The organism is Pseudovibrio sp. Alg231-02, assembly GCF_900143565.1.
Classification (GTDB): Bacteria; Pseudomonadota; Alphaproteobacteria; order Rhizobiales; family Stappiaceae; genus Pseudovibrio.
Window position 1 is genome coordinate 728,183 of the sequence record NZ_FREX01000002.1, and the last position, 26,714, is coordinate 754,896.

The following is a 26,714-nucleotide window of genomic DNA, read 5'->3' on the forward strand; positions in this document are numbered from 1 at the left end:
AGGAACGGATCGTGGCACGTTCGATCTGGAAAGGGCCGTTTATTGACGGTTACCTCCTGAAGAAAGCGGATAAGGTTCGTGAATCCGGCCGGAATGAGGTCATTAAGACCTGGAGCCGACGTTCTACCGTTCTGCCGCACTTTGTGGGGTTGACTTTTGGCGTCTATAACGGTCAAAAGCACATTCCTGTTTTGATCAGTGAAGACATGGTTGGGCACAAGTTGGGCGAATTCGCTCCTTCTCGTACCTACTACGGCCATGGCGCTGACAAAAAGTCAAAGAGGAAGTAGCGATGGGCAAGCAGAAGCATGAGCGGATGCTCCCAGACAACGAGGCAAAGGCGGTTTGCCGCATGCTGCGGGTTTCCCCGCAGAAGTTGAACCTCGTTGCTGCATCCATTCGCGGTAAGAAGGTTGGTACAGCACTTGCTGATCTGACTTTCTCCCGTAAGCGCATTTCAGGCGACGTCAAGAAGACCTTGATGTCTGCTATTGCTAATGCGGAAAACAACCATGATCTCGACGTCGACAATCTTGTCGTCGCCGAGGCTTATGTTGGCAAAGCGCTTGTCATGAAGCGTTTCCAGCCGCGAGCTCGTGGTCGTGTTGGACGGATCCTAAAGCCGTTTTCCAACCTGACTATCGTGGTTCGGGAAGTTGAGGAGACTGCCTGATGGGTCAGAAGATTAATCCAATCGGTTTTCGTCTTGGCATCAACCGTACCTGGGACTCTCGCTGGTTTGCTAGCAAGAACGAATACGGCGATCTTCTTCATGAAGATTTTCGCATCCGCGAATATCTGCTTAAAGAACTTAAGCAGGCTGCTGTATCCAAGGTCGTCATTGAACGTCCGCACAAAAAGTGCCGTGTAACTATTCACTCTGGTCGTCCAGGTGTTGTTATCGGTAAAAAAGGTGCAGACATCGAGCGCCTTCGCAAGAAGCTGTCCGAGATGACAAATTCGGAAGTGCACCTCAACATCGTTGAAGTGCGCAAGCCGGAGACCGATGCAGCGCTTGTTGCAGCATCTATCGCTCAGCAGCTCGAGCGTCGTGTTGCTTTCCGCCGTGCCATGAAGCGTGCAGTTCAGTCTGCAATGCGTCTTGGCGCCCAGGGCATCCGTATTAACTGCGGTGGTCGTCTTGGTGGTGCGGAAATCGCACGTATCGAATGGTACCGTGAAGGTCGCGTGCCTCTGCACACTCTTCGTGCAGACATCGACTACGGCACTGCTACAGCACACACCGCTTACGGCGCGTGTGGCGTTAAAGTCTGGATCTTCAAGGGCGAAATCCTTGAGCATGACCCAATGGCTTCTGAGCGTCGTGCGACTGAAGGTGGTGGCAAGAGCGAACGCCAAGGTGGCGGTCGGCGTGAGCGCGCTGCGTAAGCAGCGCCTTCACACGGCTTAACTATTAAAGCGAGAGAAAACGATGCTGCAACCAAAGCGTACTAAGTTCCGCAAGCAGCACAAGGGCCGCATCCATGGTAATGCCAAGGGTGGTACGGACCTCAATTTTGGTGCCTTTGGCCTGAAAGCCATGGAACCAGAGCGGATCACCGCTCGTCAGATTGAGGCTGCCCGTCGTGCAATGACCCGTTACATGAAGCGTGCGGGTCGCGTGTGGATCAGAATCTTCCCGGACGTTCCTGTGTCCTCTAAGCCGGCTGAAGTCCGCATGGGTAAGGGTAAAGGTTCTCCTGAGTACTGGGCGTGCCGGGTGAAACCTGGTCGCATCATGTTCGAAATGGACGGTGTGTCTGAAGATATTGCTCGTGAAGCAATGCGTCTGGCCGCTGCTAAACTCCCAATCAAGTGCCGGTTCGTCCAGCGCATTGGTGAGTAATCGGACATCGAAAGGAAAAGGCCATGAAGGCTAGCGACGTAAGAGCTAAGACCTCAGATGAGCTCAAGGCAAACCTGGAAGAACTGAAAAAAGAACAGTTCAACCTGCGTTTCCAGAGAGCAACTGGTCAGCTCGAAAACACCGCTCGTGTCCGTCAGGTTCGCCGGGACATTGCGCGGATCCAGACAGTCTTGCGCGACAAGCGCGTGTCTGACAACGCATAAGGAGCTAATGATGCCAAAGCGTATTTTGCAGGGTGTCGTTGTTAGCGATGCGAACGAAAAGACAGTAACGGTGAAGGTAGAGCGTCGCTTTACCCACCCTTTGCTGAAAAAAGTTGTGCGCCGTACGAAGAAGTATCGTGCACATGACGAAAATAATTCTTACAAGGTTGGCGACACCGTTCAAATTGAAGAGTGTGCTCCAATCTCTAAGAATAAGAAATGGACCGTTGTTTCTACGGAAGCAGCGAGCTAGTGAACGCATCCAGCATTTCTAACTTTTAGAGTGCTGAGAAAGAACAAGGCGACGAGTCATGATTCAGATGCAAACTAACCTCGACGTAGCCGATAATTCCGGCGCACGTCGTGTCATGTGCATCAAAGTGCTCGGCGGCTCCAAACGGAAGTATGCTGGCGTTGGCGACATCATTGTTGTCTCCGTCAAAGAAGCAATTCCTCGGGGTCGTGTAAAGAAGGGCGACGTGATGAAAGCGGTCGTCGTACGCACGGCTAAAGACATCCGTCGTGCTGACGGCAGTGTGATCCGGTTCGACAGCAATGCTGCCGTCCTGATCAACAACAACAAAGAACCGATCGGAACACGTATTTTTGGCCCAGTTCCTCGTGAACTGCGTGGCAAGAATCACATGAAGATCATTTCGCTTGCGCCGGAGGTGCTCTGATGCCCGCGAAGATCAAAAAGGGCGACAAAGTCGTCGTAATTGCCGGTCGTGACAAAGGAAAGACTGGGGAAGTTCTCCAGATGATTCCATCTGACAACCGCGCTGTCGTGCGTGGCGTTAACTTGGTGAAACGTCACCAGCGCCAGACCCAACAGAGCGAAGGTGGTATCATCACAAAGGAAGCTCCTATTCAGCTTTCCAATATTGCCATTGCTGATCCTAAGGATGGCAAGCCGACCCGCGTCGGTTTCACGACTAATGATGCAGGCGCCACTGTTCGTGTCGCTAAGCGTTCAGGAGACGTGATTGATGGCTGACGCTACTTACACTCCACGGCTCAAGGCGCACTACAATGATGTAGTGCGTGGTGAGCTTCAGGAGAAGTTTAACTACACCAACCCAATGATGATCCCTTCGGTCGAAAAGATCGTTTTGAACATGGGTGTTGGTGAAGCTGTTGGTGACAGCAAGAAGGCTCGTATCGCTGCTGAAGATCTTAGCTTGATTGCTGGTCAAAAGGCGGTTATTACCCGTGCTAGAAAATCTATCGCGACCTTCAAGGTTCGTGAAGATATGCCGCTGGGTACTAAAGTTACACTTCGTCGTAACCAGATGTTCGAATTCATGGATCGTTTGATCACAATCGCGCTTCCGCGTGTACGTGACTTTCGTGGCTTGAATCCGAAAAGCTTCGACGGACGTGGCAACTACGCTATGGGACTTAAAGAACACATTGTTTTCCCTGAAATTGACTACGATAAAGTAGATCAAATGTGGGGTATGGACATTGTTGTTTGTACCAATGCTAAAACCGATGACGAAGCGCGTGAACTGCTGCGCGCGTTCAACTTCCCGTTCCGCAAATAAAAGCGGTATACGGGAAAGGAACGAGGACAGACGATGGCGAAGAAAAGCGCGGTCGAGAAAAACAAGCGGCGCGTAGCTCTTGTTAGTAAATATGCTGACAAGCGTGCTGCCCTGAAGGCCATGGCCAAGGACGAGAGCTTGTCCCTGGAGGAGCGTTTCAATGCACGGCTGAAGCTTTCAAAGCTGCCGCGCAATTCCGCGCCTACACGGGTACGCAACCGGTGTGAAGTCACAGGTCGCCCACGCGGTTACTACCGCAAACTTAAGATGTCGCGTATTGCGCTTCGTGAGTTGGGTTCCCTGGGCAAGATCCCGGGTCTCGTGAAGTCGAGCTGGTAAGGAGTTACTGCTATGTCGATTTCCGATCCAGTCGGGGATATGATCACGCGCATCCGTAATGCGCAGATGCGTCGCAAATCTAAAGTAAGCACACCTGCTTCTAAGTTGCGCGCACACATCTTGGACGTTCTGATTTCTGAAGGTTACATCCGCGGTTATACCGCTGTTGACTTCGGTGCAGGCAAGTCTGAGCTTGAAATTGAGTTGAAGTATTTCGACGGTGAACCAGTGATTCGCACGATTGAGCGCGTATCTAAGCCTGGTCGTCGCGTATATTCTTCGGTCAAGAACATCCCACACGTTGCAAACGGCTTGGGTGTATCTATTCTGTCTACTCCTCAGGGCGTAATGGCAGACCACGATGCACGTGAGAAAAATGTGGGTGGTGAAGTACTTTGTCGCGTCTTCTGACGCGGCATTGCACGATTAACTAAAATAACAGACAGGTTGATCTTATGTCTCGAATTGGCAAGAAGCCAGTCCCCGTGCCAAGCGGGGTAACGGCAACGATCAACGGCCAGAATGTTATCGTTAAAGGCCCGAAGGGGGAACTCTCCTTCGTGGTCAACGATCTCGTTTCGGTCGATATGGCGGATGATGGTATCCGTCTTGATCCGCGCAACCAGTCAAAGACTGCGCGTTCTATGTGGGGTATGTCCCGCACCATGGTCGCTAACCTTATCACAGGTGTGACTTCCGGCTTCGAAAAGCAGCTGGCGATTACCGGTGTTGGTTACCGTGCACAGGTTCAAGGTAAGACCCTTAATCTTGCTCTTGGTTTCTCTCATGATGTCAAGTTCGACATTCCTGAGGGTGTAGAAATCAAATGTCCGAAGCCGACAGAAATTGTCATCAACGGCATTGACAAGCAGCAGATAGGGCAGGTTGCCGCGAACATTCGTGAATATCGCCCACCTGAGCCATACAAAGGCAAGGGTATTCGTTATGCGGACGAGTTCATCGTTCGTAAAGAAGGCAAGAAGAAGTAACGGTACGGACCATGGCGAATGGAAATTCTTTCGAACGTCGTCGCGCCCGTGTGCGCCGTTCGATCAAAAAGGTAGCGAATGGTCGTCCTCGGCTGTCCGTTTTCCGCTCATCCAAGCAGATTTACGCTCAGATCATCGACGATACCAAGGGTGTAACCCTTGCGTCCGCGTCTACCATTGAGAAAGACGTAAAAGTAGAAAACGGCGGCAATAAAGATGCTGCTGCTGCTGTAGGCAAGCTTATTGCTGAACGCGCTATTGCTGCTGGTATCAAAGAAGTCGTGTTTGATCGTGGTGGTTATATCTATCATGGCCGTGTTCAGGCCTTGGCAGATGCAGCACGTGATAGCGGTCTGAGCTTCTGATCAGCGCCTTTTGGTGCTCCTAGAGAACGGGAAACATTATTATGGCGAGACAGGATAACCGGGATCGTGACGAGCGCGACAGCGAATTTGTCGATAAGCTCGTTCACATCAACCGCGTCGCTAAAGTTGTAAAGGGTGGTCGTCGTTTCGGCTTCGCCGCTCTTGTAGTAGTTGGTGATCAGAAAGGCCGCGTTGGCTTTGGTCACGGTAAGGCTCGTGAAGTGCCAGAGGCCATCCGCAAAGCAACAGAAGCTGCTAAGCGTACTATGGTTCGTGTGCCACTTCGTGAAGGTCGTACTCTTCACCACGATGTTGAAGGCCGTCACGGCGCAGGTAAAGTTGTACTTCGTGCAGCACCTGCCGGTACCGGTATCATCGCTGGTGGTCCAATGCGTGCTGTGTTTGAGACACTTGGTGTCCAGGACGTTGTTGCGAAGTCCCTTGGTACTTCCAACCCGTACAACATGGTTCGTGCGACTTTCGATGCACTGAAAAAAGAAGACAGCCCGCGTTCTGTTGCAGCACGTCGTGGTCTCAAGGTATCTTCCTTGCAGGCTCGTCGTCGTGACAACGATGATGCGGCGCCAGTAAAGGCTGAGGCATAAGCCTCGCTTTTGCTGACTGAGAACAAGGGTTAGTGTCATGGCTAATACTGAAAAGACTGTAACAGTCGAACAGATCGGTAGCCCGCTTCGCCGTCCTGCTAGTCAACGTGCTACGTTGATTGGTCTGGGCTTGAACAAGATGCACCGTCGTCGTACTCTGAAGGATACTCCAGAAGTACGCGGCATGATCCGTAAGGTTCAGCATCTGGTTCGCGTTTTAGACGAAGCATAAGCGGACCGGGAGAACTATCATGAAGCTCAACGAACTCCGGGATAACCCGGGTGCTGTTTCGGACCGAACCCGCGTAGGACGCGGTATCGGTTCCGGTAAGGGCAAGACTGGCGGCCGTGGTGTCAAAGGTCAGAAGTCCCGTTCGGGTGTTGCTATCAAGGGCTTTGAAGGCGGGCAGATGCCATTGCATCGTCGTCTTCCAAAGCGCGGCTTCACCAATATCTTTGCTAAGGACCTGAACATTGTGTCCTTGGGTCGTGTTCAGACAGCAATCGACGCTGGTAAGCTTGACGCTTCCGCGACGGTGACTGTTGAAGCACTTGTTGCAGCAGGCGTTGTTCGCCGCGTTCTAGATGGCGTACGCCTTCTGTCCGACGGTGAGCTGAAAACAGCTGTAACTTTCGAAATTGCTGGTGCTTCCAAAACTGCTGTTGCAGCAGTTGAAAAAGCAGGCGGCAAGGTCGTAATCAAGGAAGGCAAGGCTTAACAGCCTTGTCTTTTTTTCGGGGTGTATCCAAACTGACCGGAGCGCGGAATGGCTTCTGCTGCCGAGCAACTTGCTTCAAACCTTAACTTTTCTGCCTTTGCTAAAGCCGAGGAACTGAAGAAGCGGATCTGGTTCACGCTAGGCGCGCTTTTGGTTTATCGATTCGGAACCTATATCCCTCTGCCTGGAATTAATCCTGACGCGCTCGCACAGGCCTTCGGAAACGTACAAACTGGCATTGTTGGCCTGTTTAACATGTTCTCCGGTGGTGCTGTCGAGCGTATGGCTATTTTTGCCCTCGGCATCATGCCTTACATTTCTGCGTCGATTATCATCCAGCTTATGACTTCTGTTGTTCCTGCTTTGGAACAGCTGAAGAAAGAGGGTGAGCAAGGCCGGAAAAAAATTAACCAGTACACACGTTTTGGTACAGTGATTCTGGCAACCTTCCAGGCCTACGGTATTTCCGTTGGTCTTGAGGCTGGCGCGAACATTGTTATCGATCCGGGCTGGTTCTTCCGTATTGCAACAGTTCTTACCCTTGTTGGTGGTACTATGTTCCTGATGTGGCTGGGTGAGCAAATCACCTCTCGCGGCATTGGTAACGGCATTTCTTTGATCATTTTCTCCGGTATTGTTGCCGGGCTTCCTTCTGCGATTGCTTCCACTTTGGAACTTGGTCGTCAGGGCGCGCTAGCAACTCCAATCATTCTGGCAGTCATCATACTGTCTGTGGTGGTTATCGGCGTTATCGTCTTCATGGAACGTGCACAGCGACGGTTGCTGATTCAGTATCCACGTCGTCAACAGGGCAATAAGATGTTTGAGGGGAACACATCGTTCCTGCCACTCAAACTCAATACGGCTGGTGTTATTCCACCGATTTTTGCGAGCTCCTTGTTGCTGGTACCAGCGACTGTAGCCAGTTTCCAAACCGGTGATTCCACTGGTTCGATGGCGTGGTTGACAACAATCACTGCGCTGCTGGGACACGGTCAACCAGCCTACATGGCTCTTTATGCAGCATTAATCATCTTTTTCTGCTTCTTCTACACCGCGATTGTTTTCAATCCGTCGGAGACAGCAGACAACCTCAAGAAGCATGGTGGCTTCATTCCAGGAATTCGTCCAGGCGAACGTACTGCGCAGTACATTGACCATGTGCTAACTCGCATTACGGTTGTTGGTGCAATATACATTACTCTCATTTGTTTGTTGCCAGAGTTCCTGATCTCAGCAACGGGTGTGCCGTTCTACTTCGGTGGTACGTCTCTGCTCATTGTTGTTAGCGTCACCATGGATACCGTTTCTCAGATCCAGGGACACCTTCTTGCTCATCAGTACGAGGGCTTGGTGAAGAAAACGAAGTTGAGGGGGAAACGTAGATGAGATTGATTCTTCTTGGCCCTCCTGGTGCTGGTAAAGGCACTCAGGCAGGTCGACTTGTTGCGGTGCATGGTATTGTCCAGCTTTCTACTGGTGACATGCTTCGTGCAGCTGTTGCAGCTGAAACCGAAGTCGGCTTGAAGGTTAAAGATGTTCTGACACGTGGTGACCTGGTTTCTGATGACCTGATTTGTTCCATCATTTCTGATCGTATTGATCAGGCTGATTGTGCAAAAGGGTTCATTCTGGACGGTTTCCCACGCACCATTGCTCAGGCAGACGCTCTTGGCGAACTGCTTGAGAAGAAGGACCAGAGACTTGATGCTGTTGTGCAGCTGAAGGTTGATGAAGGTATCCTTCTTGAGCGTATCGAAACACGTGCTCGTGAAAGCGCGGAAGCTCGATCCGATGACAATGCAGAGTCTTTGAAGAAGCGTCTTGCAGTTTACAACGAGCAGACAGCCCCGCTTATCAAGTACTATGGTGAGCGGAACATGCTGATGAGCGTTGATGGCATGAAGTCCGTTGACGAGGTTGCTTCAGAGATCGATACGATTTTGAGCACGGTTTAATCCGTGCTTTTTGAAGGCAGGCGCTTGCGCTTGCCTTTATAATAAAGTATAGCCGGCGCACATCGACACCATAATCGATTGGCGCCGGTTTTCCTTGGGAAACCGAGGCTGATCTTTTTGCTGTGTGATGGTGCGCCCTCAACCTGCCTGGTTGTAGGTGTGTTATCGGCAAAAAAATGGGAGAGGGAACAAACGTACCCTCGTAATTGGAGAAAACAAACGTGGCACGTATTGCTGGCGTCAACCTTCCGACGAATAAGCGCGTAGTTATCGCGCTGCAGTACATTCATGGCATTGGTGCGAAGTTCGCGCAGGAAATCACCGAGAAAGTCGGTATTGCTGCAGAGCGTCGCGTCAACGAACTTTCTGATGCAGAAGTTCTGAAAGTCCGTGAAGCAATCGACGCTGAATACACCGTTGAAGGTGATCTTCGTCGTGAAACTGCAATGAACATTAAGCGTCTCATGGACCTTGGCTGTTACCGTGGCCTGCGCCACCGTCGTGGTCTGCCTGTCCGTGGTCAGCGCACTCATACCAACGCTCGCACCCGTAAGGGCCCTGCTAAAGCGATCGCTGGTAAGAAGAAATAACTAGCCGGTTATCCGGTGGAGCCGCCGGCTATACGGCGGTGTAGATATCGAAGTTAGGAAATATAATGGCTAAAGAATCGACGCGCGTGCGTCGTCGCGAACGGAAGAACATTTCTTCAGGTGTCGCGCATGTGAACTCTACGTTCAACAACACCATGATCACCATCACCGATGCTCAGGGCAATGCGATCTCTTGGTCGTCTGCCGGCGCGCTTGGCTTTAAGGGTTCTCGTAAGTCTACCCCTTATGCTGCACAGGTCGCTGCCGAAGACGCTGGTCGTAAGGCTGCTGAACACGGCATGCGTACTCTCGAAGTAGAAGTACGTGGTCCAGGTTCTGGACGTGAATCCGCTCTGCGTGCGCTTCAGGCTGCAGGTTTCGTTATTACATCTATCCGTGATGTAACTCCGATCCCGCACAATGGTTGCCGCCCACGCAAGCGTCGCCGCGTCTAACAGTTCGTTAGGCTAGTTTTCCACCCAGGCAAGGATTAGTTGACTTTTAGGTCAACGGGAAAGCCAGAGGGTTTATGAACGTGACTATTCAAAAAAATTGGCAAGAGCTTATCAAGCCAACTAAACTCGACATTCGTGCTGGCGATGATGCACGCTTTAAGGCTTCTGTGATTGCAGAACCTCTTGAGCGTGGCTACGGCCTGACTCTTGGTAACGCACTGCGCCGCGTTCTGCTTAGCTCCCTTCAGGGTGCTGCAGTGACTGCGGTTCAGATTGATGGCGTTCTCCATGAGTTCTCGTCTATTCCTGGCGTTCGTGAAGATGTGACTGACATCATCCTGAACATCAAGGAAATCGCGCTTCGCATGGAAGGCGAGGGACCAAAGCGTATGGTTCTGCGTAAGCAGGGTCCTGGTGCGGTCTACGCTGGCGATATTGAAACTGTAGGTGACGTTGAGGTTCTTAACCCAGGTCTGCTGCTGTGTAACCTTGATGAAGGTGCGGAAGTTCGCATTGAATTCACTGTAAACACCGGCAAGGGTTATGTTCCAGCTGCCGCTAACCGCCCAGAAGACGCTCCAATTGGTCTGATTCCGGTTGACAGCCTGTATTCTCCGGTTAAGAAGGTTTCTTATAAGGTTGAGAACACCCGTGAAGGTCAGGTTCTTGATTATGATAAGTTGACTTTGACTGTTGAAACTGACGGATCTGTGATCCCTGAAGATGCAGTAGCATTTGCTGCTCGTATCCTGCAGGATCAGCTGTCTATCTTCGTGAACTTCGAAGAGCCACAGCGTGAAGTTCAGGAAGACACAGTCGCGGAACTTGCGTTCAACCCAGCACTGCTGAAGAAGGTTGATGAGCTTGAGTTGTCTGTACGTTCGGCAAACTGCCTGAAGAACGACAATATCGTATATATTGGCGATCTCATTCAGAAGACAGAAGCAGAAATGCTTCGTACACCGAACTTCGGTCGTAAGTCTCTCAACGAGATCAAAGAAGTTCTGGCGCAAATGGGCCTGCATCTCGGTATGGAAGTGGCAAACTGGCCGCCTGAAAATATCGATGAGCTCGCTAAGCGCTACGAAGACCACCAATATTAAAGGAACAGGAACTGAGCGCGCTGCGTGAGGTTCCGGCGATCTGATGTACTAGATCGTAATTGACTTAACAAAGGAGAGGGCCATGCGCCACGGTAATTCCGGCCGCAAGCTCAATCGGACGTCAAGCCACCGTAAAGCGATGTTCGCTAACATGGCAGCTTCGCTCATCCAGCATGAGCAGATTGTTACGACGCTTCCGAAAGCAAAAGAGATGCGTCCAATCATCGAGAAGCTCATCACTCTGGGCAAGCGCGGCGACCTGCATGCACGTCGTCAAGCAATTTCCCAGATCCGCGACACTGCAATGGTAGCAAAACTGTTTGATACCCTCGCAGAGCGTTATGCGGACCGTCAGGGTGGTTATTCTCGCGTGCTGAAAGCTGGTTTCCGTCATGGTGATAATGCACCAATGGCTGTTATCGAGCTGGTTGAGCGCGACGTAGAAGCTAAAGGCGCTGCAGATCGTGCACGCGCTGCTGCTGAAGAAGCTGCTGAGACAGCTGAAGCTGCTGCATAAGCTTTTCGCATAAGCGATTTGAAAAAGGGTGCCTTCGGGTGCCCTTTTTTGTTGCCTGAATGAAATTCACTCAAGGGCTCTCAATTATTTCAGAACGAATCTGATGAAATAGTTTGCGTAACGTGAGTTTTAACAGGTGGAACTGGATTGTTCGGGTCAGGTTGGTACTGCAACTTATGATAGTACAGCGTGCTTCCAGTTTTGTGAGAAAACACAGCTAAATCATATCGGTATTTCAATTTTTCTTCGATTTGAAAAGCATTTTAAATATTTGTTTTAAGCGGAGATTAACACTATAGCCCGACTATGCTCCCAACGTATTACTCGGGGGCAAATATGCGTTCTAAATCTGATGAGAGCGGCTCTGTATCCTCACCTAGAGTCAAAAATTATTTTAATCGTATTGCTGTTCGTCTTCCATTCATTATGGTTGGGCTTGCAATTATTGCGAGTGCCGTTGTGGCATTCCTTGGGTATACGCGTGCTGAGAGCGCGCTGACTGAAGCGAGCAAGACACAGCTCGTACTCGTGGCACAGGCTCGTCGGGATACTCTCGATGAAAAGCTGGAGCGCGTTGATAGCGATATCAAGCGTCTGGTCAAGAGTAGCGCTATGCGCGTTACCATGACCGACTTGCTGGCCTCCATGGATTCTCTGAGTGCAGATAAGGATGACATCCTTAGCTACTTCCAAAAGAGTGGCTCTTCTGTTGCTGATCGTCTGCAGCTGACTGGGAATGGTAACAAGACGCTTTATTCCTGGCGTCATGCTGTTGTTCATCCAGACTTTGTGGCGAGTGTAACCGGTGGAGGTTATGCGGACATCCTGATCATGGATGCAAACGGTCTGGTGATTTACTCTGCGACCAAGTCCTCTGAATTTCTTGAGAGCGTGAAGGATGGCAAGCTATCCGGTACATTGCTTAGTCAGGAATTCAATAAGGCGGCGAAAGCCACTGAAGGCGACGTTGTCTATTCTGAGATCGCTCAATATGCGCCTGATGGAAATTCTGCATCCCTTTTGATTTCGGCTCCTGTGTTTGTTGAAGACTTCAACCAGGTCACGTTTAAGGGTGTTATCTCCATTCGTCTCGGCTCTGAGTTCTTCGATAGTGTTTTGCAAAATCGTGAGAATATGGGTGAGACTGGTCAGACCTATCTGGCACGCATTGATGGCACCATCCTTTCAAATCAGGTTCTGTCTGATGTGCCGACAGCTCTGGTGAAGAAAGATGACCCAGAGGTTGTTGCCAAAGTTGTCGAAGACCTGCAGGCGAACCTGGAAAGCAATGTTGGTTTTGCTGAAGTGAAGGAACAGTTTGTTCTGGCCCTGCCACTTGGTTTTGAAAAACTCCCAACCGTTATCGTTGCAAAGACTGATGTAAGCGAAGCGCTGGCTGTGGTTCATGCCCTCGCTAAAGAGATCATCATTAGCGGATTAATCGTGTTGGCAGTTGTTGCTGCAATTGGCATCTTCATGGCACGTAGTCTGTCTACTCCGCTTAATCGACTGTCAGCCAATCTTAATAAGATTGCGAACGGCAATCTGGATGTGGAGATTATCTCTGCTCAGCGTAAGGATGAGATTGGCGATATTGGCCGAGCTGTTCAGTCTTTCCAGGTTGGTCTTGTCCGTGCAAGAGAGCTGGATGAGAAACAGGTACGTGAGCAACATGAGCAGGAAGAGCGTGTGAAGCGCGTGGATGCTTTGAACGAGAACTTTGATGTTGGCGTTCGAGACATCCTGACCACTGTGACTGATGCTGGCGGTAATCTGGAAACCACCGCGAAGAGTATGGCAAGCATCTCTGAGCAGACCAACACTGAAGCGCAGACGGTGTCTTCTGCTTCTGAACAGTCCTTGATGAACCTTCAGGCTGTTGCGGGTGCTGCTGAAGAACTTTCTGCGACTGTTGGTGAGATTGACCGTGAGGTTCGTCGTTCTGCTGATGTTTCGAAGCAAGCGGCTGAGAAGGCTGCTGCGGCTGAGGTGTCTGTAAACGGTCTTATGGAAGCTGCACAGCGCATTGGTGAAGTTGTATCTCTCATCAATGATATTGCTGATCAGACCAACTTGTTGGCGCTGAATGCGACGATTGAGGCTGCTCGTGCTGGCGAAGCTGGTAAAGGCTTTGCGGTTGTTGCATCCGAAGTTAAAGGCCTTGCGAACCAGACTGGTCAGGCAACTGGCGAGATCAGTGTTCAGATTCAGTCTGTTCAGGCTGAGACCGAGAAGGCTGTTGCGGCTATCAAGGAAATCAGCACGGTTATTGGTGACGTGAATGAAGCGGCGACTGCGATTGCAGGTGCTGTTCAGGAACAGGCCGTAACCGCAACAGATATCTCCAGTAATATTCAGCAGGTGACTTCTGGTAGCTCTGAGGTTGCTCAGGCCATTACCCGTGTGAGCATGATCGCAAGTGACGCTGGTCATGAAGCAGAGAATGTTCTTGGCGCTGCAAACCAGCTGACACACCAGTCAGAAGAGCTGAAGAACATGGTTGAACAATACCTTGAGAACATCCGGGCAGCCTAAATTCTGTCAGGTTTTATCGAGACGAGTGAGGCGCCGGGGAGACCCGGCGTTTTACGTTTTGAGCAGGTGAGATCTTTTTTAGTGCACTCAAACTGTTACTAGTTTGAAATCCACATGCAGTTTTCGGGGATACGAGCTCGCTGCTTAAAACCGACAGATTGGCCTTTTCATTTCCATATTGCAGACTTATCTGTAACCTGCTGCTCCCAAATTTTTTGAAAGAAAATCATTGTGAACTGGGGGCTCTTGCCGAAGGGATTTAAGAATGGGTCAAATCAGGAAGTCAGCTGCTCACCTGCTTTTTTGTGCAGTTCTTGGGACTACTGGCGTTGTTGCAACGCAAAGCACTGGTGCACTGGCCAGTGAAAAGACTGTTCCAACATCTCAAGCCGAGATTTCACTTTCCTTCGCTCCTATTGTGAAGAAGGTCGCACCAGCGGTGGTGAATGTGTACGCAAGTCGTACCGTGCAAGAGCGCCGCAGAGTTTCTCCATTCTTTGATGATCCGTTCTTCCGTCGTTTCTTTGGTGAGCAATCTGATCGGTTTGCACCTCGTTCGCGCAGCCGTGTTCAAAGCTCCCTGGGCTCTGGTGTGATCGTTTCTGCTGATGGCACGATTATTACCAACCATCACGTTATCGCGGGCGCTGATGAGGTGCGTGTGGCACTTTCTGATCGACGTGAGTTTGATGCCGATATCATCTTGATGGATGAGCGCACAGATCTTGCCGTTTTGAAGGTGCGCAACGCAGAAGGGGCGTTCCCTGTTGTGCCGTTTGCCAACTCTGATGAACTTGAGGTGGGTGATCTGGTGCTGGCGATTGGGAACCCGTTTGGTGTTGGACAGACCGTGACGCAGGGTATTGTCTCCGCTGTTGCGCGAAATCAGGTCGGTGTCTCGGACTATCAGTTCTTCATTCAGACAGATGCCGCCATTAATCCAGGTAACTCGGGTGGGGCGCTGGTTGATCTAAACGGGCATCTTGTTGGTGTGAACACTGCGATCTTCTCGCGTTCGGGTGGTTCCAACGGTATTGGTTTTGCAATCCCTGCCAATATGGTGGAAGTGGTTGCTTCAGCTGCCGATGACGGCGGTATCGTGCGCCGCCCGTGGGTTGGTACCAGTGTGCAGCCAGTCAGCTCTGATATTGCTGCCAGCCTTGGATTGGAGCGTCCTAGTGGGGTTCTGGTGACACGTATTCAGGAAGGAAGCCCAGCTGACCGTGCTGGTATTCGTGTCGGCGACCTGATCATGTCTGTTGGTGGCACTCAGGTGGATGATCCAGATGCTTATGGTTACCGTTTGGCTACGAAGAAAGTTGGCGGTGTCACGCGTTTTGAGATGTTGCGTGGTGGCGAAGCTTTTGCTGTTGAGATCAGTCTTGAGCGTGCACCGGAAACTGTGGCTAGAGATGAAAGAGAGATCAAAGGGAACTCGCCATTTACTGGTGTACGGGTTATGAATCTTTCTCCTGCTGTGGCTGAAGAGTTGCGCATGTACAACGAGTTTTCAGGCGTTGTAATTGCTGATATTAAAGCTCGTAGTACTGCTGCCTATGTCGGCTTTAAACCCGGTGATATCGTGGTTGAGATTAATGGCGCTGAAGTTCAAAGCACCAAAGACCTTTCCAAGCTGACCGGCAAGAAGCAGCGCACCTGGAACATCACTTTTAAACGTGATGGTCAGCTACGGCAGGTAAGTTTGCGATAATGCTGTTTTTGAGAGTTTTACTCTCCAGAACAGTCTAGAGGAATGTTGAGAGACCATGAGTGATCTATTTTCCGCCAATGGGATGGATCAGCTGGAAGACAGGCCGCTTGCAGACCGCATGCGGCCTCGTGTTCTGGAGGATGTTGTCGGACAAGGCCACCTTTTGGGTGATGCTGGTATTTTAAGCCGCATGCTGCGGTCCGGCTCTCTGGGGTCTCTCATCTTCTGGGGGCCTCCGGGTACCGGTAAGACCACGGTTGCCCGTTTGCTTGCAGATGCTACGGAACTGGAATTTGAGCAGATCTCTGCGATTTTCTCCGGTGTTGCTGATCTCAAAAAGTGTTTTGAGCGTGCTAGAGGACGTCAGATTTCCGGCAAACGGACTTTGCTGTTTGTTGACGAGATCCATCGCTTCAACCGTGCTCAGCTGGATAGTTTTTTGCCTGTGATGGAAGATGGCACCATCACTCTGGTAGGTGCGACGACTGAGAACCCGAGCTTTGAGCTGAATGCGGCGCTGCTGTCCCGTTCGCATGTGTTGACGTTCCATTCACTCGATGAAGATGCGCTGATTGATTTGCTCAAACGCGCGGAAGAGGTGATGGGGCGTGACTTGCCGCTGGATGAGGATGCGCGTCTATCTCTCGTGCGTATGGCAGATGGTGATGGCCGGTCAGCATTGACTTTGGCGGAAGACGTTTGGCGTACGGCTGGCGATGACGAGATTTTCGACACGGAACGCCTGGCGGAAGTGGTGCAGCGACGTGCGCCGATCTACGACAAGACCAAGGACGGGCATTACAATCTCATCTCTGCGCTTCATAAGTCCATTCGTGGGTCGGACCCTGATGCAGCGCTCTACTGGATGTGCCGGATGCTGGAGGGCGGAGAAGACCCGCTTTACATCATTCGCCGTCTGACGGTGATGGCCTCTGAAGATATTGGCATGGCTGATCCCAATGCGCTGGTGCAGGTGAATGCTGCACGTCATGCGTTTCAGCTGGTTGGTTCACCAGAAGGGGAGTATGCACTGGCTCAGGCTGCGGTCTATCTGGCCACAGCTCCCAAGTCCAATGCGTCCTATCTGGCTTACAAGGCTGCTCGTATGGATGCGCGGGAACATGGATCACTTGTACCGCCAAAGCACATCCTGAATGCACCGACCACGCTTATGAAGAAGATGGGGTATGGTGAGAGTTATCGTTACGATCATGATGAGCCAGATGCGTTTTCTGGTCAGGATTACTTCCCTGAGAAGATGGGCCGGCAAAAATATTATGAACCGAATGCCCGTGGCTTTGAGCGCGATGTTCAAAAACGTCTGAGCTATTGGGATCGCTTGAGAAAAGAGCGTGGCACTGCTTAGGGCTGTCTGTCTGGGTTCTCGTTGGAACGTTGCGACAGAGTTCGTTGTATCGCCTTTTCTGAAAACTGGCGGTCACTTTTCAAGACTACACATAAACTACACGTAACTTTGTTTGGGTTTCCCGATTGCATTCGGGCATCCTAATTCGCACACTGACATATGAGCTTGTTGCGTTCATTTATATCTGCGCATCATACTCTGACTTCTTTATTTAAGCGAATTCTGGTGCATGTATGAGGCAACTTGAGCTGAGATTGGGACTGGTGCTGTATGGCGGGGTTTCACTCGCCATCTACATGCACGGTGTCACCCGTGAACTCCTAAATCTTCAGCGTGCCTCCCATGCGTTGCATCAGTTGCGGCGGGACCGTGAACGGGGTGTTGAGAGCGATGTTGCTCTTGAAGGCTCCGCAAAATCTTACTTTGATCTTCTTGAAAGTTTTGGGCCACAGCTGGACCTGCGGGTTGTGATTGATGCAATCTCTGGCGCATCTGCCGGAGGTGTGAATGCGATCATGCTTGCGCGGGCACTGGCGCATGATCTGCCGCTCAAGCACCATAGCGATTTATGGCTGTCGCTTGCTGATGTTGACAAGCTGGCCAATGAAACATCCGGGGTCAGCAAACATGCCAAGCGGGTGCTGGCGCCCATTCTGGATAAGCTGCTGGTTTTCCTTGGGACTGACGTTCCCCAAAACAAGGAAACGCGCACCAAGCTGCGAGACTTTATCAGTTCACGATGGTTTACGCCGCCATTCTCAGGTGAGCGCTACTCAGGATGGCTGGTGGATGCTTGCCGCGCGATGGATGAAGAGGATCGCGGGGAGACGCTGATCCCTTACGGACAGCGGTTGGAGCTGTTCGTGACACTCACCGATTTTCACGGTGTGTTGCGGCGTATTGCGTTGCATGATCCTGAGTTTATTGAGGAGTTGGATCATCGACGTATTGTAAAGTTCAATGCCATTCATCGTGTTTCCAGCGGTTTGCATAGCCAGATGAGTGCGGAGTGTATTCCTGATCTGGTCTTTGCTGCCAGAGCGACCTCAAGTTTCCCTGGAGCCTTTCCACCTATGAGTGCTGAGGAGATGGATGGCGTTCTTGAGCGTCAGGGTCTTGAGTGGAGCGGGCGTGAAGCGTTCCTAACCAACGTGCTTCATGCCAATTGTGATGCAGAAGGGGAGCGTATCTTCATTGATGGGTCGTTGGTGATGAACAAGCCCTTCGAACCGCTTATTGGTTCCATTGCCCAACGACCTGCTGCTCGCGAAGTGGTGCGTCGTCTGCTTTATCTGGATCCGTTGCCCTTCTCGCACCGTGATGTGCCAGCTGAGCCAGAGCCTCCCGGTTTCTTCAAGAGCATCTTTGCATCGTTAGCTCATATTCCGCGTAATGAACCGATTGGTGATGAACTGCAGGAGATTGAGCAAATCAACATGAAGGTGCGGCGGATTCAGGAAGTGGCTGAAGCTGCATTACCGATGGTCCGCCATGAAGTGCAGCTGTTGCTTGAAAAGCATGGCAGTCTGCCGGAGACCGAGGGTGACTTCTCAGTTGTGCGGCAAGGGGCTGAGCTGGCGGCGATGGAGCAATCTGGTTTTGCCAATGCCGGTTATCTTCAGCTTCGTTTGGGGCATCTCGCCCACCGGGTTGTCTCGTTGATTTCAGAGCTTTCCGGCACACAGCAAGAGGGGTGCGTTGAAAAAGGCGAGGAGGTGGCTCTCTGGTCCTGGGAAAGCGTGGAAGAAGTGGTCGTGAATGCGTTGACCTTCTCCAAAGAAGAGGAGGGGGAAGCGCAGCGGGATCAGGCTAAGATTCTTCGTGAACTGAAGAGCCTTGATGTTGACTATCGCATTCGTCAGCTGCGGTTTTTGATCGAGCAGATCAACAAGTTCTATCACCATGAAGAGATTGCTGGGTCTGTTGAGTTTGCGCGCCATCTGGATGTGTTTAAGCGTGAACTTTATGGGCAGATTGCCAACTTGCGGAGCCGTTGGTCCGAGGAGTTTTATGGCACAGAGACCATCTACCTTGCGACGCTGCTGAAGGAAGTATCGCCGCAATTGGAGACAGTGCGCAAAGTGCTCGGGGTTCTCAGCCTTCGCATGGGCCTTGCCGATCTTGATAAACTGACAGATTCCATTGTGTTTGAGGGAGTTGGGAAACTGGGTGATCTGAAGGCGGCGCAAGGTATTCTTGAAGGCTATATCGGTTTTCCGTTCTTCGACACCAGTATGTTTCCGGTTCAGCAGGCGCTCGATGCTTTTGAACTTCGTAAGATTGAGGTGGGGCGCATCAGTCCAAAGGATGCGCAATTGCTTTGCCCTGGGGGCGTTGATCTAAAAGGCGCGCAATTGCAGATGTTTGGTGCCTTCTTCAACCGCGGATGGCGCGAGCATGATTATCTGTGGGGACGGCTCAACGCTGCAGAGCGGCTGGTGCGGTTACTGCGGGATGTTTATCATCAGTGCCACGGGTCAGCTCAGCGGATTGCTCCTGGTGATGATATGAACCTGCGCGCGATATTCCTTGATATTCTGGATGAGGAAGAAGAGCATCTGGAAGATCATGAAGAGCTGGTGGAAGCTTGCCGTGAGAAGGTTGATGAGGTCTTCTCTAAGGGATGTTAGTTACTGTGCAATTTGTGCAAGACATGCCATTCAAAATCCGATAGGGAGAATGCATGAAAAATCTCATCCTGATAGCACTTGGTGGCGGGGCAGGAGCGGTTTGTCGGCATCTGGTTTCAATGGCCGGACTTCGTCTTCTAGGCCCTTCATTTCCGTGGGGCACTGTCACCGTAAACATTCTTGGTTCATTGCTGATGGGGATCTTTGTTGAGGTTCTTGCTCAGCGACTGAACGCTTCTTCCGAGCTGCGTTATCTGATCGCGACGGGTTTCCTTGGCGGTTTCACTACCTTCTCAACCTTCTCGCTGGATGTCGCTGTGTTGTGGGAACGCGGAGAACCTATTGCGACCGCTGCTTATGTGTTGGTCTCGCTTGTTCTTTCCGTTTCAGCCTTGTTTGCAGGTCTTTATCTAACACGGCAGGTTCTCGCCTAATTTGCAAGTTGCCCGCAAAAACTCATAGAAACTTGATGGTTTTTCGTTTTTAGGGGCTGAATCTGCGTGAAAGACTTGCATGTTTTGCCTTCAGCTGCCAAATGAGCGCCAACGGATTTATTAGGAACGGCTGGCGCACCCTTCGTGCTGCCGCCGCGTTAGAAGTCAGGACCTTCACCCATGAGTGGCTCCCAGAACAAAGCAGCGCCGCAAAACAACGGTGGCAGCCCAGTTAAAATTGAGATGCGCCGCGTTGATGCCGACGAAGCAGGCATGCGTCTTGATCGCTGGTTTAAAGAAAACTTCCCGGAACTTGGCTTTGGCCGTTTGCAGAAACTGCTGCGCACCAAGCAGGTTCGCGTAGATGGTAAACGTGCCGAAAGCTCCACCCGATTGGAAAAGGGGCAAGAAGTCCGCATTCCACCGCTCGGTGTTGAGCTGGCTGCTGATGACCGCAAGAATGCCAGACCTCGTCCGCGCAAGTTGGTTGACAGTGACCGTGAAGCCATTGAGCAGATGATGCTCTTTGAAGATGCGCATGTGATGGTACTGAATAAGCCTGTTGGCCTTGCTGTGCAGGGTGGCTCAGGTTTGACGCGTCACGTGGATGGTATGCTTGACGCCTTCACCAACCAGAAGGGCGATAAGCCGCGTCTGGTGCACCGTCTTGACCGTGAGACCTCCGGTATTTTGCTGGTTGCGAAGACCCGCCGTGCAGCTCAGGAGCTGACAAAGGCATTTCGTCATCGCAACACGCGTAAAATCTACTGGGCGATGGTTGCTGGCGTGCCGAAGCCGCGTCAGGGTCGTATCTCGACCTATCTGGCGCGTGATGAGGGTGAAGAGCGCATGCGTGTTGCCCGTCATGGTGATGATGAAGCACAGCACGCAGTCAGCCTTTACAATGTGGTTGAACAGTCCGGTCAGAAGCTTTCCTGGGTATCACTGAAGCCTGTAACTGGCCGTACGCACCAGCTGCGTGCCCATGCTGCGCATATTGGTTGCCCTATCGTCGGTGATCCAAAATACTTCAATATCAAAAACTGGGAGCTGCCCGGTGGCATCCAGAACAAGCTGCACCTGCTGGCGCGCCGGATTATGATCCCGCATCCGTCAGGTAATGGTGTGATTGATGTTTCTGCTCCGCTGCCATCACATATGCAGCAAACCTGGAACTTGCTTGGTATGGATGTGAAGGACTATGATCCGGACATCAATGAACCAGAATAAGTAATAGCAAAGTTACGGGCTGATCTTCATGTATCTCATTGTGTTTGATTGCGACGGCACGCTTGCGGATAGCCAAGACAATATCATGATTGGTTTTACTGCAGCGTATCGGTTTGTCGATCTGCCTATGCCATCGCGAGATGAAATTCTTGCAACGGTTGGTCTGACACTGGATGTGGCGTTTGAGCAATTGCTGGGGCGAAATGACCCGGACTTGATTGAGCAGATGGTCAAGGGATACCAGCAGATCGTCTGGGAAATGCGTTCCAAGGGGCGTGATTATGATCCTCTTTATGAGGGGGCGATTGATGCTTTGCGAGAGTTGGATAGCCGGGAGGATGTGCTTCTTGGTATCGCAACAGGCAAGCATTCCCGCGGTATGAAACACCTGATCAGCTTGCATGAGCTGGAAGGGCTTTTTACCACCATGCAGACAGCAGATGTTGCGCCCTCCAAGCCGAATCCAGGCATGATTTTTCAGGCTATGAGCGAAACTGGTGTTGATCTGGAAAACACGATCATGATTGGTGATACGACTTTTGATATGCACATGGCGCGTAATGCGGGTGTGAAATCTGTCGGAGTTACATGGGGTTATCACAGCGCTGAAGATGTGAAGAGCGCTGGAGCCACCTATGTTATCAATCAGTTTAAGGAACTCATTCCGGTGCTTAGTGAGCACTTCAAATGGAATAAGGAAGTTGCATAATGCGTGACATTTTTGAGCAGATTGCAGATGACATTGCAAAAGGACCTGTTGATGCTGTTCAGGCTGCGCGTGAACACACCAAACGGAACTTGCCGAAACGCTTTTATGAGCGTGTGAGCGTTGAGCTGAAAGATGACGTCTTCGCTGTTCTGTTGGATGGACGCTCCATTAAAACACCCGGTCGCAATGCACTGGTGTTTAAGGATGAAGTGATTGCTGAAGGCGTGGCTGCCGAATGGGAGCTGCAGGAAGAAGAGATTGATCCTGCGACGATGCCGCTGACGCGCATTGCCCATTCTGCGATTGATGCCGTTGAAGACAAGTTTGCGGAAGTTGCAGACGAGATCACACGGTATGCCGGAAATGATCATTTGTGTTACCGCGCAGCTTCCCCTGCAGAATTGGTCACTCGCCAGAAAAATCAGTGGGACCCAGTCTTGGATTGGGCGGAGAAGTTGTTTGCTGGTCGCTTCAAGCTCGTTGAAGGGATTATGCATGTCGCGCAAGATGAGGCGGTGACAACAGCCTATCGTGCGCAACTGGGCAAATATGATGCGCTTCAGTTAACTGCGATCCATACAGTGACGTCCATTAGCGGTTCTGCTTTGCTGGCGCTAGCGCTGGCTGAAAAAGCTTTTGAGGCGGATGTTGTCTGGTCTGCAGCTCATGTTGATGAAGATTGGAACATTGAGCAGTGGGGGCAGGATGAAGAGGCTGCTCGTATTCGTCGTTTCAAAAACGACGAGTTCAACGCAGCAGTGCTTATTCTCGTTGGAGCACCAGAAGAAAGCTAAGGCTTATTCTTTGCGAAGTTGTCTTAAGGCGCGGCTTTTGGCTGCGCTTTTTTGTTGGTGTTGTGGCTTCTCCTGATATCGTAGAAAGAAATCAATAGTTTGTAGTATGTGGGCAAGTGAATTTCATTTGCCGTGTTACCATCGAATCTGTTGAACTATGCACTCTTGCTGCACATATGAGTTCAGGGCTTTCGTAATAACGAAAACATCGCCAAATACTGCCCTAATCAAGAATATTGAGGAATTCCGCCGATGAAACATAATGAGAAAGTTATTGAGCGGCTTAACGAAGCTCTGAAACTGGAGCTTGGTGCCGTCAACCAGTACTGGCTGCATTACCGCCTGCTGGATGATTGGGGTTTTGGAAAGTTGGCGCAGAAAGAGCGCGAAGAATCCGTTGAAGAGATGCAACATGCTGACAAGCTGATTGAGCGCATTCTCTTCCTTGGTGGTCATCCAAACTTGCAGACTGTTGGCGCTTTGAAGATCGGCACCAATCTTAAGGAAGTTTTGGAAGCGGATCTTGCTGGTGAACACGAAGCTCGCACCTCTTATAAGAAGAGCCGTGAGATTTGTGATGCTGAGGGTGATTACGTCACCATGAAGCTGTTTGATGATCTACTGGCTGATGAAGAAGGTCACATTGACTTCCTTGAAACTCAGCTGGATCTCCTTGAGAAGATTGGTGAACAGCACTACGGCGCGTTGAATGCAAACTCGGCTGATACTGGCGAATAAGTTCGCCTAACCGTTTGTTTTGATTAGAAAGAGCTGTCCTGTTGGGCGGCTCTTTTTTGTTGGGTTAAAGTTGTTTGTTTCAGACTAGCGCTTCATTAGGAACGATAGGGGATTTGGGTTGGCGGCGGGTTAGGCTGATCTATGTTTACTGGATCAAAGCTCGTTTTAGGGTCGGTTCAAAACGAGTTGTGTTTCACCTGCATTCCCTAAGGAGCAGTGCTTGCACTGAGAACTCATGAGAGCAAAAGACGGTGTCATTGAACGTTTGAACAAAGCCATTTCCATGGAACTTGGAGCTGTCAATCAATACTGGGTGCATTTCAGACTTCTTGAAGATTGGGGTTACACCAAACTCGCAAAGAAAGAGCGGGCTGAATCGATTGAAGAAATGCATCATGCGGATCGGTTGGTGGAAAGAGTTGTCTTTTTGGAAGGGCACCCAAACCTGCAGCATATCGCGCCCTTACGCATCGGTTCCTCAGTGAAGGAAGTGCTGGAAGCTGATCTGGCAGGGGAGCGTGAAGCGATTGTGTACTACAGCGAATCTCGTGTGTTTTGTGAGCAGCAAGGTGACTTCGTGACAATGGCTCTCTTTGACAGTTTACTGGCAGATGAAGAAGGCCACTGTGATTTCCTTGAGACTCAATTGGAGCTTCTTGAGAAAATAGGCGAAGAAAAATATGGATTGCTCAATGCTGGCAGTGCTGATGAGGCAGAGTGAGTTTTAGCTGTCAAAGCATCAAAAAATGCTAGGTTTCCCAAGGGTTATTGGTTGTTGGGTTGAGGCAGTAATCAGTTGCATTGCATGAGGCTTCTCAATCCAACGGCTTACTAGTTTTTGTGCGTAGGGGCGTGCTAGGAGATAACTCAGTTAGATTGGGAGCTGAGATATCTGATGAAGGAAGTTCTAGCTGAATTAGAAAAAAGACGTGATGAAGCGCGGCTTGGTGGGGGACAGCGCCGAATTGATGCGCAGCACAAACGCGGAAAACTCACCGCACGAGAGCGCATTGAAATTCTGCTAGATGAAGGTTCCTTCGAAGAATTCGATATGTTCAAGCAGCACCGCTGTACCGAGTTTGGTATGGAGGAAACGCACTTTCCGGGGGATGGTGTTGTTGCTGGTTGGGGAACCATCAACGGCCGTACCGTTTACCTCTTCTCGAAAGACTTTACTGTGTTTGGCGGATCTCTGTCAGAGACACACGCCGAGAAGATCATGAAGATCCAGGATATGGCGCTGCAGAATCGTGCACCGATCATCGGGATCTTTGATGCAGGTGGTGCTCGTATTCAGGAAGGTGTTGCTGCGCTCGGTGGATACGGTGAAGTGTTCTGGCGTAACATTCAGGCATCTGGTGTTATTCCGCAGATTTCTGTGATTATGGGTCCATGTGCTGGTGGTGATGTGTATTCACCTGCCATGACCGATTTCATTTTTATGGTGCGCGATACCTCCTACATGTTCGTAACTGGTCCTGATGTTGTGAAAACAGTGACCAATGAGACTGTGACGGCTGAGGAACTGGGCGGCGCGAGCATTCACACGACTAAATCTTCCATCGCCGATGGTGCGTTTGACAATGATGTGGAAGCGTTGCTGCAGATTCGTCGTTTGGTGGATTACCTGCCGATGAACAATCAGGCTCCGCTGCCTGAACTTTCCGTTTATGATGATCCATCTCGTTTGGATGAGAGCCTTAATACGCTGGTTCCAGATAATCCGAACAAGCCGTATGATATGCGAGAACTGATCCTGAAGACTGTCGATGAGCAGGACTTCTTTGAGATTCAGGAAAGCTTTGCCGGAAACATTATCACTGGCTTTGGCCGCGTCGAAGGACGCACAGTTGGTATTGTCGCCAACCAGCCAATGGTTCTTGCGGGTGTTCTGGACAGTGATGCGAGCCGGAAGGCTGCGCGTTTTGTTCGTTTCTGTGACTGCTTCAACATTCCGCTGGTAACCTTCGTGGATGTTCCGGGCTTCTTGCCAGGGACTGCGCAGGAATATGGCGGGTTGATCAAGCATGGCGCAAAGCTGCTGTTTGCTTATGGTGAAGCGACTGTTCCGAAAATCACAGTGATTACGCGTAAAGCTTATGGCGGCGCGTATGATGTGATGAGCTCCAAACACATTCGTGGTGATATGAATTATGCGTGGCCATCTGCTGAGATTGCTGTGATGGGTGCAAAGGGTGCCGTTGAAATCCTCTATCGCAATGAGCTGGGTGATTCCGAGAAGATTGCTGAGCGCACCAAGGATTATGAAGACCGATTTGCGAACCCGTTTGTTGCTGCGGAGCGTGGCTACATTGATGAGGTGATCATGCCGCAGTCTACACGGATGCGCATTTCGAGAGCACTTGCGATGTTGCGGACCAAGAACCAGCAGATGCCTTGGCGCAAACACGACAACATTCCGCTCTAAAATTGGTGTCTAATCGAACGAAACATCAAAAAACCCGGCCTTCACACGAAGGCCGGGTTTTTTGATGGGAAGGGGGACTAACTTGAGGCGAGTTAGGTCTTATCTTTCGTCGTTTTCGACCACGCAGGTGTAACCAATGAGGGAGTGGTTGGAGTCTTTTGTCACAACGTAGGCGCGCTGTGTTTCTTCGCTTGGGCTACAGTAAGAGCCATTTGCTACGTAACGGTCATAAAGGTCAGGACCTGTGGAGAGAACGATCGCACCTTTTTCTTGCACCAGAGACTTTACCTGAGATCCTGTGAGGTCAGTTGTATTGGTGCGTGGAGCGTTCATAGCCTGAGCAACAGAAGCAACAGAGACAAGGCTGAGGACGGAAAGGGTTAGAGCGATCTTTTTCATTTGTTTAGCTTTCGGTTTCTTAATTCTTTTGGGAAATGGGGGAGGGAAAGACTAGGAGGCAGAGCCTTTCCCTGGGACGTGATGATGGGGGACGTGCGTCTAACTTGGGGCGAGTTAGATTTTAGTTATTTTTGTTGTCAACCACGCAGGTGTAACCAATGAGGGAATGGTTGGAGTCTTTGGTTACGACATAGGCGCGCTCTGTTTCTTCATGTGTTGCGCAGTAGGAGGCGTTTGCAACGTAGCGGTCGTAAAGGCCCGGGCCGGTTGCGAGAACGATTGCACCTTTGTCCTGTACGAGTGATTTTGCCTGGGAGGCAGTCAGGTCACCGGTGTTCACCAGAGCAGCCTGAGCGATGGAAGCAGCAGATACGAGGCCGAGTACGGATAGGGTCAGAGCGATCTTTTTCATTGGTCTTACTTTCAATTTTTAATTTGTGTCATTTGGGGAGGGAAAGACTGGGGAGGAACAGTCTTTCCCTA

35 protein-coding genes are annotated in these 26,714 nt (G+C 50.8%); 33 read left to right on the forward strand and 2 right to left on the reverse strand.

Features of this window, described 5'->3' with window-relative positions; translation table 11 throughout:
- The first annotated feature begins 11 nt into the window (after positions 1-11).
- The 33 genes from rpsS to DHN43_RS09050 all read left to right on the forward strand — a co-directional run bounded on the left by rpsS (position 12) and on the right by DHN43_RS09050 (position 25,832).
- Complete coding sequence (gene rpsS, locus DHN43_RS08890) at positions 12-290, forward strand: 30S ribosomal protein S19 (protein WP_057463435.1); 279 nt, start codon at positions 12-14, stop codon at positions 288-290.
- Between the two features lie 2 nt (positions 291-292).
- Entirely contained in the window at positions 293-673 is a 381-nt protein-coding gene (rplV, locus tag DHN43_RS08895) for a 50S ribosomal protein L22 (RefSeq protein WP_057463434.1), read from the forward strand.
- Positions 673-1,389, forward strand: coding sequence for a 30S ribosomal protein S3 (gene rpsC, locus DHN43_RS08900; RefSeq protein ID WP_057463433.1), 717 nt, complete (start codon positions 673-675; stop codon positions 1,387-1,389). Before rplV ends, rpsC begins: the two co-directional genes overlap by 1 nt.
- A 43-nt stretch (positions 1,390-1,432) precedes the next feature.
- Positions 1,433-1,846, forward strand: coding sequence for a 50S ribosomal protein L16 (rplP, locus tag DHN43_RS08905; protein ID WP_057463432.1), 414 nt, complete (start codon positions 1,433-1,435; stop codon positions 1,844-1,846).
- Positions 1,847-1,869: 23 nt separating this feature from the next.
- Complete coding sequence (gene rpmC / locus DHN43_RS08910) at positions 1,870-2,070, forward strand: 50S ribosomal protein L29 (RefSeq protein WP_063289479.1); 201 nt, start codon at positions 1,870-1,872, stop codon at positions 2,068-2,070.
- A gap of 10 nt (positions 2,071-2,080) precedes the next feature.
- The gene (gene rpsQ / locus DHN43_RS08915) at positions 2,081-2,323 is read left to right on the forward strand and encodes a 30S ribosomal protein S17 (RefSeq protein WP_057463454.1); all 243 of its coding nucleotides are present in this window, start codon (positions 2,081-2,083) and stop codon (positions 2,321-2,323) included.
- A gap of 58 nt (positions 2,324-2,381) precedes the next feature.
- Positions 2,382-2,750 (forward strand): 50S ribosomal protein L14, encoded by a 369-nt coding sequence (gene rplN / locus DHN43_RS08920; protein WP_057463430.1) that lies wholly within the window; start codon positions 2,382-2,384, stop codon positions 2,748-2,750.
- On the forward strand, positions 2,750-3,067 hold the full coding sequence (gene rplX, locus DHN43_RS08925) for a 50S ribosomal protein L24 (RefSeq protein WP_057463429.1): 318 nt from the start codon (positions 2,750-2,752) through the stop codon (positions 3,065-3,067). The genes rplN and rplX overlap by 1 nt, the downstream gene beginning before the upstream one ends.
- Complete coding sequence (gene rplE / locus DHN43_RS08930) at positions 3,060-3,617, forward strand: 50S ribosomal protein L5 (protein WP_057463428.1); 558 nt, start codon at positions 3,060-3,062, stop codon at positions 3,615-3,617. The genes rplX and rplE overlap by 8 nt, the downstream gene beginning before the upstream one ends.
- Positions 3,618-3,650: 33 nt before the next feature.
- Positions 3,651-3,956, forward strand: coding sequence for a 30S ribosomal protein S14 (rpsN, locus tag DHN43_RS08935; protein WP_057463427.1), 306 nt, complete (start codon positions 3,651-3,653; stop codon positions 3,954-3,956).
- Between the two features lie 12 nt (positions 3,957-3,968).
- Positions 3,969-4,367 carry a 30S ribosomal protein S8 gene (rpsH, locus tag DHN43_RS08940; RefSeq protein WP_057463426.1) on the forward strand — a complete coding sequence of 133 codons (399 nt, stop codon included), beginning with the start codon at positions 3,969-3,971 and terminating at the stop codon, positions 4,365-4,367.
- 44 nt (positions 4,368-4,411) lie between these two features.
- Positions 4,412-4,945 (forward strand): 50S ribosomal protein L6, encoded by a 534-nt coding sequence (gene rplF, locus DHN43_RS08945; RefSeq protein ID WP_063289478.1) that lies wholly within the window; start codon positions 4,412-4,414, stop codon positions 4,943-4,945.
- Positions 4,946-4,956: 11 nt separating this feature from the next.
- Complete coding sequence (rplR, locus tag DHN43_RS08950) at positions 4,957-5,310, forward strand: 50S ribosomal protein L18 (protein WP_057463424.1); 354 nt, start codon at positions 4,957-4,959, stop codon at positions 5,308-5,310.
- 41 nt (positions 5,311-5,351) lie between these two features.
- The gene (rpsE, locus tag DHN43_RS08955; protein WP_063292674.1) at positions 5,352-5,915 is read left to right on the forward strand and encodes a 30S ribosomal protein S5; all 564 of its coding nucleotides are present in this window, start codon (positions 5,352-5,354) and stop codon (positions 5,913-5,915) included.
- A 37-nt stretch (positions 5,916-5,952) separates the two neighbouring features.
- A complete protein-coding gene (gene rpmD, locus DHN43_RS08960) occupies positions 5,953-6,147 on the forward strand; it encodes a 50S ribosomal protein L30 (RefSeq protein ID WP_057463423.1) in 195 nt (64 codons plus the stop codon).
- Positions 6,148-6,166: 19 nt separating this feature from the next.
- A complete protein-coding gene (gene rplO, locus DHN43_RS08965) occupies positions 6,167-6,634 on the forward strand; it encodes a 50S ribosomal protein L15 (RefSeq protein ID WP_057463422.1) in 468 nt (155 codons plus the stop codon).
- Between the two features lie 48 nt (positions 6,635-6,682).
- A complete protein-coding gene (gene secY / locus DHN43_RS08970) occupies positions 6,683-8,023 on the forward strand; it encodes a preprotein translocase subunit SecY (protein ID WP_063292673.1) in 1,341 nt (446 codons plus the stop codon).
- A complete protein-coding gene (locus DHN43_RS08975) occupies positions 8,020-8,592 on the forward strand; it encodes an adenylate kinase (protein ID WP_057463420.1) in 573 nt (190 codons plus the stop codon). Before secY ends, DHN43_RS08975 begins: the two co-directional genes overlap by 4 nt.
- 221 nt (positions 8,593-8,813) lie before the next feature.
- Positions 8,814-9,182 (forward strand): 30S ribosomal protein S13, encoded by a 369-nt coding sequence (gene rpsM, locus DHN43_RS08980; RefSeq protein ID WP_063289475.1) that lies wholly within the window; start codon positions 8,814-8,816, stop codon positions 9,180-9,182.
- A gap of 65 nt (positions 9,183-9,247) precedes the next feature.
- Complete coding sequence (rpsK, locus tag DHN43_RS08985) at positions 9,248-9,637, forward strand: 30S ribosomal protein S11 (protein WP_054664941.1); 390 nt, start codon at positions 9,248-9,250, stop codon at positions 9,635-9,637.
- A gap of 74 nt (positions 9,638-9,711) precedes the next feature.
- Positions 9,712-10,740, forward strand: a complete 1,029-nt coding sequence (locus DHN43_RS08990; RefSeq protein WP_057463419.1) for a DNA-directed RNA polymerase subunit alpha — start codon at positions 9,712-9,714, stop codon at positions 10,738-10,740.
- Positions 10,741-10,822: 82 nt separating this feature from the next.
- The gene (gene rplQ, locus DHN43_RS08995; protein ID WP_057463418.1) at positions 10,823-11,257 is read left to right on the forward strand and encodes a 50S ribosomal protein L17; all 435 of its coding nucleotides are present in this window, start codon (positions 10,823-10,825) and stop codon (positions 11,255-11,257) included.
- Between the two features lie 336 nt (positions 11,258-11,593).
- Positions 11,594-13,792, forward strand: coding sequence for a methyl-accepting chemotaxis protein (locus DHN43_RS09000; protein ID WP_063292672.1), 2,199 nt, complete (start codon positions 11,594-11,596; stop codon positions 13,790-13,792).
- A 265-nt stretch (positions 13,793-14,057) separates the two neighbouring features.
- The gene (locus DHN43_RS09005; RefSeq protein ID WP_108818361.1) at positions 14,058-15,503 is read left to right on the forward strand and encodes a DegQ family serine endoprotease; all 1,446 of its coding nucleotides are present in this window, start codon (positions 14,058-14,060) and stop codon (positions 15,501-15,503) included.
- Between the two features lie 55 nt (positions 15,504-15,558).
- Positions 15,559-16,869: a replication-associated recombination protein A gene (locus DHN43_RS09010; RefSeq protein WP_057463415.1), complete on the forward strand. Its 1,311-nt coding sequence runs from the start codon at positions 15,559-15,561 to the stop codon at positions 16,867-16,869.
- Positions 16,870-17,102: 233 nt separating this feature from the next.
- Positions 17,103-19,499: a patatin-like protein gene (locus DHN43_RS09015; RefSeq protein WP_108818362.1), complete on the forward strand. Its 2,397-nt coding sequence runs from the start codon at positions 17,103-17,105 to the stop codon at positions 19,497-19,499.
- 53 nt (positions 19,500-19,552) lie between these two features.
- On the forward strand, positions 19,553-19,933 hold the full coding sequence (gene crcB, locus DHN43_RS09020; protein WP_063289470.1) for a fluoride efflux transporter CrcB: 381 nt from the start codon (positions 19,553-19,555) through the stop codon (positions 19,931-19,933).
- 180 nt (positions 19,934-20,113) lie between these two features.
- Complete coding sequence (locus DHN43_RS09025; RefSeq protein ID WP_108818363.1) at positions 20,114-21,163, forward strand: RluA family pseudouridine synthase; 1,050 nt, start codon at positions 20,114-20,116, stop codon at positions 21,161-21,163.
- Between the two features lie 28 nt (positions 21,164-21,191).
- A complete protein-coding gene (locus DHN43_RS09030; RefSeq protein ID WP_057463411.1) occupies positions 21,192-21,872 on the forward strand; it encodes an HAD-IA family hydrolase in 681 nt (226 codons plus the stop codon).
- A complete protein-coding gene (locus DHN43_RS09035; protein ID WP_063292668.1) occupies positions 21,872-22,666 on the forward strand; it encodes an ATP12 family chaperone protein in 795 nt (264 codons plus the stop codon). Before DHN43_RS09030 ends, DHN43_RS09035 begins: the two co-directional genes overlap by 1 nt.
- Positions 22,667-22,918: 252 nt before the next feature.
- Positions 22,919-23,404, forward strand: a complete 486-nt coding sequence (gene bfr / locus DHN43_RS09040) for a bacterioferritin (RefSeq protein ID WP_057463409.1) — start codon at positions 22,919-22,921, stop codon at positions 23,402-23,404.
- 235 nt (positions 23,405-23,639) lie between these two features.
- Positions 23,640-24,125, forward strand: a complete 486-nt coding sequence (gene bfr, locus DHN43_RS09045) for a bacterioferritin (protein WP_063297922.1) — start codon at positions 23,640-23,642, stop codon at positions 24,123-24,125.
- A 174-nt stretch (positions 24,126-24,299) separates the two neighbouring features.
- Positions 24,300-25,832 carry an acyl-CoA carboxylase subunit beta gene (locus DHN43_RS09050; RefSeq protein WP_057463407.1) on the forward strand — a complete coding sequence of 511 codons (1,533 nt, stop codon included), beginning with the start codon at positions 24,300-24,302 and terminating at the stop codon, positions 25,830-25,832.
- A gap of 99 nt (positions 25,833-25,931) precedes the next feature.
- Here DHN43_RS09050 and DHN43_RS09055 read toward each other — a convergent pair whose 3' ends face one another.
- Entirely contained in the window at positions 25,932-26,231 is a 300-nt protein-coding gene (locus DHN43_RS09055; protein ID WP_057463406.1) for a hypothetical protein, read from the reverse strand.
- A gap of 121 nt (positions 26,232-26,352) precedes the next feature.
- A complete protein-coding gene (locus DHN43_RS09060) occupies positions 26,353-26,643 on the reverse strand; it encodes a hypothetical protein (RefSeq protein WP_057463405.1) in 291 nt (96 codons plus the stop codon).
- Positions 26,644-26,714 lie beyond the last annotated feature (71 nt).